The sequence below is a fragment of the Corallococcus sicarius genome, from assembly GCF_003611735.1.
GTDB lineage: Bacteria > Myxococcota > Myxococcia > Myxococcales > Myxococcaceae > Corallococcus > Corallococcus sicarius.
The window spans coordinates 1-8,224 of record NZ_RAWG01000378.1 but is presented as its reverse complement, the minus strand read 5'-3'; the positions used below and the strand labels follow the sequence as shown (position 1 = coordinate 8,224).

The 8,224-nt window shown below is 69.3% G+C and carries 6 protein-coding genes; 1 reads left to right on the top strand and 5 read right to left on the bottom strand.

Going from position 1 to position 8,224, the window contains the following annotated elements:
* Positions 1 to 127 precede the first annotated feature (127 nt).
* A complete protein-coding gene (locus D7X12_RS36155) occupies positions 128 to 1,210 on the bottom strand; it encodes an acyl-CoA dehydrogenase family protein (RefSeq protein ID WP_120629760.1) in 1,083 nt (360 codons plus the stop codon).
* Positions 1,211 to 1,541: 331 nt separating this feature from the next.
* Between D7X12_RS36155 and D7X12_RS36150 the strand changes: the two genes are divergently transcribed.
* The gene (locus D7X12_RS36150) at positions 1,542 to 2,528 is read left to right on the top strand and encodes a hypothetical protein (RefSeq protein ID WP_120629759.1); all 987 of its coding nucleotides are present in this window, start codon (positions 1,542 to 1,544) and stop codon (positions 2,526 to 2,528) included.
* Positions 2,529 to 2,680: 152 nt separating this feature from the next.
* Here the strand turns inward: D7X12_RS36150 and D7X12_RS36145 are convergent, their stop codons facing one another.
* The 4 genes from D7X12_RS36145 to D7X12_RS36130 form a co-directional block, all read right to left on the bottom strand.
* On the bottom strand, positions 2,681 to 3,607 hold the full coding sequence (locus tag D7X12_RS36145; protein ID WP_158620191.1) for an MBL fold metallo-hydrolase: 927 nt from the start codon (positions 3,605 to 3,607) through the stop codon (positions 2,681 to 2,683).
* A gap of 141 nt (positions 3,608 to 3,748) precedes the next feature.
* A complete protein-coding gene (locus D7X12_RS36140; protein WP_120629757.1) occupies positions 3,749 to 6,481 on the bottom strand; it encodes a PQQ-dependent sugar dehydrogenase in 2,733 nt (910 codons plus the stop codon).
* 138 nt (positions 6,482 to 6,619) lie between these two features.
* Positions 6,620 to 7,189 (bottom strand): hypothetical protein, encoded by a 570-nt coding sequence (locus tag D7X12_RS36135; RefSeq protein ID WP_120629756.1) that lies wholly within the window; start codon positions 7,187 to 7,189, stop codon positions 6,620 to 6,622.
* A 278-nt stretch (positions 7,190 to 7,467) separates the two neighbouring features.
* Positions 7,468 to 8,224 (bottom strand): chorismate mutase (locus D7X12_RS36130; protein WP_120629755.1); only part of this gene is annotated, 757 nt, incomplete at its 5' end.

The window sequence follows — 8,224 nt, the reverse complement described above, 5'->3', positions numbered from 1 at the left end:
CAGCGGCGTTCATGAAGGAGTCCATACCTACTTCATGAGTAGGGCGCCGCGACGACAACGCAATGGCGGCCAGAGCGCACAGCCCTCAACGGCTCGCTCCCCTTCGCTGCCCCCTGACACAGTAGTGCTAATGCGGTGGCGGCTGAAGCCCTAGCAGGGCCTTGCCGAGGAAGTCGCGGATCACCGCCGGAGACCAGGCCATCAGCGGACCGCTCATGGCATCGCGCAGGTAGCGTTCAATGGGATGGCTCCGCATGTAGCCCGAGCCTCCGGCAAGCTCCATGGCCGCGGTGGTGATGGCCACGGCCGCCTCATTGGCCACGACCTTGGCCTGCATCTGCAGCACGGGGAAGTCCGGCTCGCGCTGATCCGTGGCGATGGCGGCGCGCATGGCCAGCGCCCGCGCCGCCTCCAGACGCAGGCTCATCTCCGCCACCGAGAACTGCACCCACTGCATCTCCGCGATGGCCTTGTTCTCCGGAGGCAGCTTGCGCTCCTTCGCGTAGGAGATGGCGAAGGCCAGCGCCGCCTCGGCGATGCCGATGGAGATCCACGGCAGGCCCAGGGCGATGGGGTTGGGCTGGGAGGGATCCAACCGCAGCCTCCGGGACTCCGGCAGCAGCGTGTCCTGGAAGTGCAGCAGCTGGCTGCGCGTGGCTCGCATGCCCAGGGTGTCCCAGACATCCTCCACCCGGATGGAGTCGTCCTTGTCGATGAGGAAGAAGGCGGGCTGTCCATCACAGACGGCATTGGTGAGGAGGTAGCTGGCCCGCTCGCTGCCCGACACGAAGCGCTTGGCCCCGGACAGGCGCCAGCCGCCCTCGGCGCGGCGGGCCTCCTGGTGAGGCATGAGGAACATGTTGCCGCTGGTGGGCTCGGACAGCGCGTTGCCGAACCAGGCCCCCTGGCGGAATTTGTCGTTGAAGGAGGCCACCAGCGCGGGCTCCGGCAGGGCCAGGAATGCGAGCCCCGAGCCCTGGTGCATCAGCCAGAGCGTCCCGAAGGAGGCGCTGCCCCTGCTCAGGATGCTGACGATGCGCCCGAAGGTCAGCCAGGAGGCGCCCTCCAGCAGCGCGGTGTTCAGCGGCGATTGGATCATGGCCTCGAAGCCCTCGTCGGGCAGGGAGGTCTCCCGGTCATGCCGCGCGGCGTGCTCGGCCAGCCGCCGCTGGATCCGCTCCGCTTCGGCCAGACAGTCTGCGTCACTCATCGTTCGTTGGAGCTGGGGCATGGAGGGTCCAGGAGCCAGGCGGGGCCCGTGTGGGAGCCGGCAGGGGTTGGGAGAGAGCCCATTCTAGTACTGCCACCGCTCGCGCATGCATGCGGCGAAGAGGTTGGCCGTCCCGTTGCGCTGCTGCTCCTGGATGGGTACCTCCTCCAACCTCCTGTGAGCCCCCTTTTCAGAGGGGAGCTGATTCCATCAAGCCCTCAGTGAGGTACCCGCGCTCGGATCTTCGGGGCCAGCGCCCGTGAGGTCCACAAGTGCTCCCCCCACGTGCGACCTCCAACTTGAGGGGCGTCATCCCCATGAGGAGGTTGTCATGAGCACTTACACGGAGAACGAAGGCACATCCCCCGAGCCCGGCCCCAAGGAGACGCGCGGTGTACCGGCTCCCATCCAAGGCAAGGAGTTGAGCAAGCCAGCGCTAGAGTTTCCGCCCAGCTTCGAGATCACTGAGCAGGCCATCGCCAGCGCGGGGACGAGCGAGGCGCGGGAGACGGGCGGTGTGTCCCTGGAAGCCATCGCGTCTGTGCCCCAGCCCGAGGGCGTGACGCCGGCAGGCATGAAGGGGCAGCGGATCAGCGCCAGCGAGATCTGGGGACAGCCCACCTTCTACGAAGGGGCTTTCGAAAACCAGCACAGCACCGGTGGGGGCAGATCCTTCACCTATGACTCGCAATTCTACGTCCAGTGTGAGCGGTGGTTGAAGTTCTGGTTCGACAACAACCCCTGGCGCTCGCCGGTGTGGGTTGTCTCGTTTGGCGTCCAGGTGGACAAGCCCGGTTGGCACGGCACGGGCCAGGCGTTCGACTTGACGCGCATGTATTCCACGAGGCCAGACACAGGTGGTTTTTCGCAGCTCTTCTATGCGGATTGGCGAGACTGGCATACCAGCCCGGCCGCGGCCTGGTACGCCAAGCTCTACTGGGGCACGGTGGCGAGCCTCACCTACTACTTCGACGTCGTGCTGACGTACTCGTACGACGATTCCCTCTCCGACTCGCATCAGAACCACGTCCACTTCGACGTCTCGGAGAATGCCTCCTCCGGCGGCTCGTGGTTGCTGGGGCGATGGCACAGCAGCCGGAGTCAAATCACCAACATGCAATACATTCTTGCGCTCTGCTGGGGGATCAACTCGGTGAAGGGGACGCACGTCTACGACAACGCGACGAAGGCGGGGGCCGCTGCCGTCATGAAGCGTATCGGACGGCCGGGCCGGCTTCCGTCGGATTCGCAGAATGACTGGCTTACATTCCATCATGCCAGTTGGCAGCATGCCAGTGGAGGTCATGTCTATGCCTGAGGTGCTTCCCTCCCCGCGACGTAGAGGAAGCGCTGTCCCTCGCAACACCCCGCCTGCCGGGGGAGCCCCTGCGCTGGAGCCAGCTGCGCAGACCGCGTGGGCAACTCCAGGTGCTGCCTGGCTTCCGGAGGCATCCAGCACGTGGCTCGCGGTCAGCGCAGCCCGTCCAGGATGAGTCCACGGCGCTGGTAGTCCTGCATCTGCGCGCCGTCATGCGACACCACCGGGTGCAGCTCCGGTGCGGTGCGCCGCAGGTCGTGCAGCCACCGCAGCTGGTGTGACATTGCCTGTGCCTCCTCGCCGCCCAGCCAGTTCGTGAGCCGCGGGTGCATCCTCGGGAGCTGGATGTTGTCCTGGTGCCAGGCCACGTCGCCGACGAGCAGGAACTCGCGCCCGTCGGCGAGCCGCACGTACACCAACTGGCTGCCGGGCGTGTGGCCCGGCGCCTTGATAAGGACCACGCCGGGGCGCAGCAGGTGCATGCGCTCGTACTGGAGCGGTGTGAGCTTCGCGCGCAGCTCCGCGGTGAAGCCGGCTTCCTCCGCGTGCGGGCTTCGCAGTTGCTCGTCCGTGAGGTGGACCTTGCGCGCCACCTCGTCCAGGTGCGCCGAGTGCGCGATGCCCGCGCAGTGGTCGAAGTGCTCGTGGGTGACGACCGTCGCGTCCGCGCGCCGCAGCGCCTCCTGGACTCGGGCGTAGGCCGCGGCGTCGAACTCCGAGCCGGGGAAGTTGGCCTGCTGCGTCTTCTCGTCGTTCACGACGTCCACCAGCACCGTGCGGCCGTCGGCATAGACGACCTGGTACGCGTAGAAGTCGAAGGCGACCTCTCCGAAGCCGCTGCCGGCCACCACGAGCGCTTGCGGCACTCCGGGGGCCCTGCCCACGTGCTGGCTGCGCAATTCGGTGGGGAGCGGCGCCCCGGTGGAGACGGCCAGGGCCCGGATGGCGCCCAGGTCGGCGTCGAAGCGCGAGCTGTCCGGCACGCTCACGTCGCTCAGCCCCACGGCCACGACGACGACCAACACCAGCAACAGGGCCGCGACAGCCAGGCCCACGCGACGCCACAGGGTTCGCTTCATGGCCGGCATCTTGCCGGTTCCCCCCGGCGCCTTGCGTGAAATTCCCGCGGGGTGCGCACCCGCGATTCAACGAGGTGCGGGAAGCCGCCTGGCGGAAAATCACCAGGCGGCCTGTCCCTGCCCGGAGTCACCCGGCTCGGGTCACTCCTTGCGCGCCCGACGAACCCGGGATGCCAGCGCGAGGAGGGCCAGCCACGCGAGCGGTGCCACCGGGGCCGCGCCGCAGCCGCAGCCGGTGTCGTTGTTCTCTCCAATGGGGCCGCCCGTGCCCGCGTCGGTGCCCGCGTCGGTGCCGGCATCCGCCTGTGTCGCGTCGCAGCCCGTCGGACCGGCGCACACCGTCACCTGCGCGGAGCCCTGCATCCCCGCCGCGTCCACCACGACGAACCGCAGGACGTGCCGCCCGGGCGCAAGCTGCGTGGTGTCCCAGCGGTTGTGCTCGCCACCGAAGTGGAAGTGGTTGTCAGAGCGGGTGTCCGTGTACTGCAGCACGTCGTCCACGTAGAACTCGGCGCGCGTGCAACCCACGTCGTCCACACAGTCGCCGAAGAACTCCGCCGTGCTGCCGGACACCAGCTCCCCCTCCAGGGGGCGCGTGAGGATGGCGAGCGGCGGCGCATCCACCGCCGGGGTCAGCGTGAGGGTCTGCTCCGCGTCCGGCCGCACGCCGTTGCTCGCCCGCACGAGCACCGTCACGGTGTCCGTCGACGGGGGCGTCCAGGTGAGGACGCCGGTGTCCGCGTCGATGATCATCCCCGCCGGCACCGTGCCTCCCAGCGAATAGGTGGGCACCGGCCGGGCCTGCGCCTCCACGTCATAGCGGTAGACGGAGCCCACCACGGCGGTGGTGACGGGCGTGGAGGTGATGACGGGCGGGAGCGGCTCGTCATCCACCTCGGCCGCCTCCAGCGCGCGCGCGTCCAGGCCCGGGGCGGCCACGGTGATGGTGGCGGTCCCATCCAGGTTGTCTGCGTCCGACGCGGCCCGCAGCGTGACGGTCTTCGGCGTGTTCCAGTTGGAGGCCGTGAACGCGAGCGTGGCCCCGTCCTGCACGGTGATGTCCGCGTCCCCCTGTGTGCGCGCCACGGTGATGGTGACGTTCGACGTGGGCTGCTTGGAGAGCGACACCGTGAAGGTCGCGGTGGCGTTCTCCGGGACGGACACCCGCGTGGAGGACAGCACCAGCCGGGTCGCATTGTCGTCGATGGTCGACGCCACCACCGACTCGCCCGCCAGGCCCTCTGCCGTCACCGTGAAGGTGGCGGTGTCCGTGATGGCATCCGCGTCCTCCACCGCCGCCAGCGTGACGACCTGGGGCGTGGCCCAGTTCGTCGTGGAGAAGGCCAGGGACGCACCGGCCGCGACGCTCAGGTCCTCGGAGCCTCCCAGGGCCCGCGTCACCTGCACCGTCACGGGCGCGGTGGGGGCCTGGGCCAGCCGCACGGTGAAGGCGGCGCGACCGCCCTCCACCAGCCGCAGGTTGAGCGAGGACACCACCAGCTTCTGTCCCGTCGTGGCCGGGGTGATGCGGCGCAGGACGCCGCTGGTGACGCCAATCGTGTAGAGCGCCCCATCCGGTCCCACCGCCATGTCGACATGCGAAGGGAAGCCCGTCCCCCACGTGTCCACCGTCGCCACCGAGTTGTCCGCCGCCAGCGTGGCGCGCGTCACGCTGCCGGAGTTGTAGTCACCGAAGAAGTAGTTGCCGCGGTACTCCGGCGGGAAGAGGGTGGCGTCATAGAAGGTGCCGCCGGTGATGGAGCCGCCCAGGGCCTGCGTCACCACGGTGCCCGCGCCAGCGGTCGCGTCCGGCAGTCCCGGCTGGGCCACGGTGAAGGTGGTGGCCTGGGGATCCCGCGGGGCGCTCAGGACGTAGAAGCTGCCGTTGAAGCTCGGGTCGCCCACGTCCTTGAAGGTGACCCGCTCGCCCTTGCGGAAGCCGTGCCTCCCGGTGGTGGTGACGGTGGTGATGCCCCCGCTGCGCACCGCCCCGCCCGTGGCGATCAGGTTGCGCGTGTCCGTCCCGTTGGTGCGGTACTTGATGACGGGGGCGATGTAGTTGTTGGTGGCGGGCTGGTTGTTCTCGAAGTCGTCGTAGCCGGCGTGGTCGCGCTTGTTCACGACGAAGATCTGCTCGTAGCCCGTGCCCACGGTGTTGATCCACAGCAGGCCGGTGGTGGGCTGGAACGTGAGGGTGAACGGGTTGCGGAAGCCCTGCGCCCAGATGTACTCGTTGTTGGGGCCCACGCCGTCGTTGAACGGGTTGTCATTGGCGGGGGTGCCGTCCAGGTTGGCGCGGCCCACCTTGGCCGCGAGCGACGTCAGGTCGGCGTCCACGCCGGTGTTGTTGCCCAGGTCGCCAATGGCCCAGTAGAGCTTCCCGTCCGGCCCGAAGCCCAGCCCGCCGCCGTCGTGGTTCTCACCCCGGGTGGGCAGCCTCGTGATGACCTCCGTGCGCGCGGTGCCGGTGCCGTTGGCGTCCGTGTACCGGACGATGCGCTGCTCGGAGGCGGAGACGGTGACGAAGAAGTAGACGTAGCGGTTGACCACGTAGTTCGGATCAAACGCGATGCCGATGAGGCCGCACTCGCTGTTGGTGTGGACGCTGGGCTCTGAGGCGAACACGCGGGTCACCAGCACCCGGGTGCCGGCCTCCGTCTCCGGCAGGCCGTCCTTCATCGCCACCGTCCGCACCACGCCGTTCTTGAGCAGGACGAACAGGCGGCCGGAGCCATCCGGCGCCCAGGCCATGCCGGTGGCGGGCGTCAGGGTGTTGGACGTGTAGTCGGTTTCCACGAAGCCAGCGGGCACCACGGCCCAGGCTGGCGCGCACAACAGCAGCAACAACAGGGATGCGACGAGGGGGGAGCGCATGGTCCGCGAAGCTACCGCACGCGGGGTGGGCTTCCTTCACCCATCCCGCGTGAAGCCGCGATATCGCTGCGTCCTCGTGGACTTTTTCCAACCCGGCTGCGGTCACCTGCCCGTCCGCCAGGCAGGTCCCGGCGAACGTCAGCGCGTCTGGTTCGCCACCTGGGTGCGGGGTGCGCCATCCGGCGCCGAAGCCAGGACCTGACCGAGCTTGCGGGCGTTCGTCAGCGGTCCGCGTGCCAGCTCTTCTCCGTCGAAGCTCAGCACCCGGGCGAAGACCTTCTCGAAGCCCTTCTTCAAGCCCACGGACTGATGGGTCTCACCCTTGGAGTCCGCGACCATGAAGAGCGACGACTCCATGTCCGCGGGCGGCGTCTCGCCGTGCTGGCGGAAGAGCTTGCGCATGAGGGTGAGCGACTCGGCATGACCCTTGCGCATCTCCCCGCGCGCCATGCCCTTGAAGAGGCCCGGGACATCGCGCAGGTCCACGTGGACGACGACGATGGGCTTCTCCGCGCGGACGTCGTAGATGAACTGGTAGGCGTGCTGACGCAGCTCCTCCCGGGTGCTCTTGTTGGCATACAGCACCAGCGTGGGCCGGCCCTGCCCGATGGGGACCTCCTTGCCAAACACGTCCTTCAGTTCGGCGGCGCTGGCGGGGATGGACGCCAACAGTCCCAACAGGCTCATCAGCACGGCGGTCTTCTTCATTCGGTAGGTCCTTTGAGTGGAGGATTTCAACAGTCCCGACCAACATCGGGCCCCTTCCCGCGAAGTCCCCGACCCGTCCCTCCGCGCGGTGCCGCACTCCCGCTCGGCTTCCTCGGCGCTCCAGCCCATGCGGGTGCCTGTCCGCCTCCTGTGGCGTCCCGCCCTCCGCGCTACGTCCCCCAAGACAGCTTTGCGAGCGACCCGCCCCTGCCACCCGCCAGGCAGGGGAGGGAAGGGCGCCCCTCTGCCCGCCCCGTCCAGGTGGCGGCGGTGGTGCTCTACGTCCCGCCGTGGCCGCTCGACGCGCTGAGGAGGACGCGGAAGAGGGCCTCCACTGCCTCCGCGTCCGCTCCCAGCTCGGTGGCCCACGCGCGGCGCGTGGCGAGCTCCGCCTGCACTTCCGCCGTGGCCGGGGCGTCTGCCGGCGCCTGCGCGCGGCTCTGGCGGCGGGCCAGCTCCGAGCGGCGGGCGAGCAGCTCCACCAGCTCCCGGTCCAGCTGATCAATGTGCTCGCGCGTCTCCCTCGGCTCGGGGGGGCCGGAGTCCAGCCCCGGCAGCGCGAGGCCCGCCGCGTCCCGCGCGCTGGCCACGGCCGGCAGGGCCGCCAGGTCGCGGTGGATGCCCTGGAGCGCCTGGAGCAGGCGCTCGCGCGCCTCCGTCGCGAAGCGGTTCTCCTGCTGGATGGCGGTGAAGAGGTGGCCCGCGTCCGAGCGGACGGTCTCGATGGTGCGCGACAGCGCCTTGAAGCTGGCCGGCGCGAAGGGCACGTCCACCGCCGCGCCCGAGTCCACCATCCCCTTGGCCACGAAGAACGTGAGCGCGTGCGTGCGCGCCATCACCCGGTCATGGCCCTCCGGCGTCTGTTCAATGACTTCACAGCCCAGGGCCTCGTAGAAGCGCCGCGCGCGCGGGGCCGCGTCCGGGTGCAGCGGGTTGGGGCAGATGACGACGCGCATGGGGCGCTCCGCCATGGCCAGGCTCAAGGGGCCGAAGAGGGGATGCGTGCCCACCCACGGCACCCGCGCCCCCAGCACC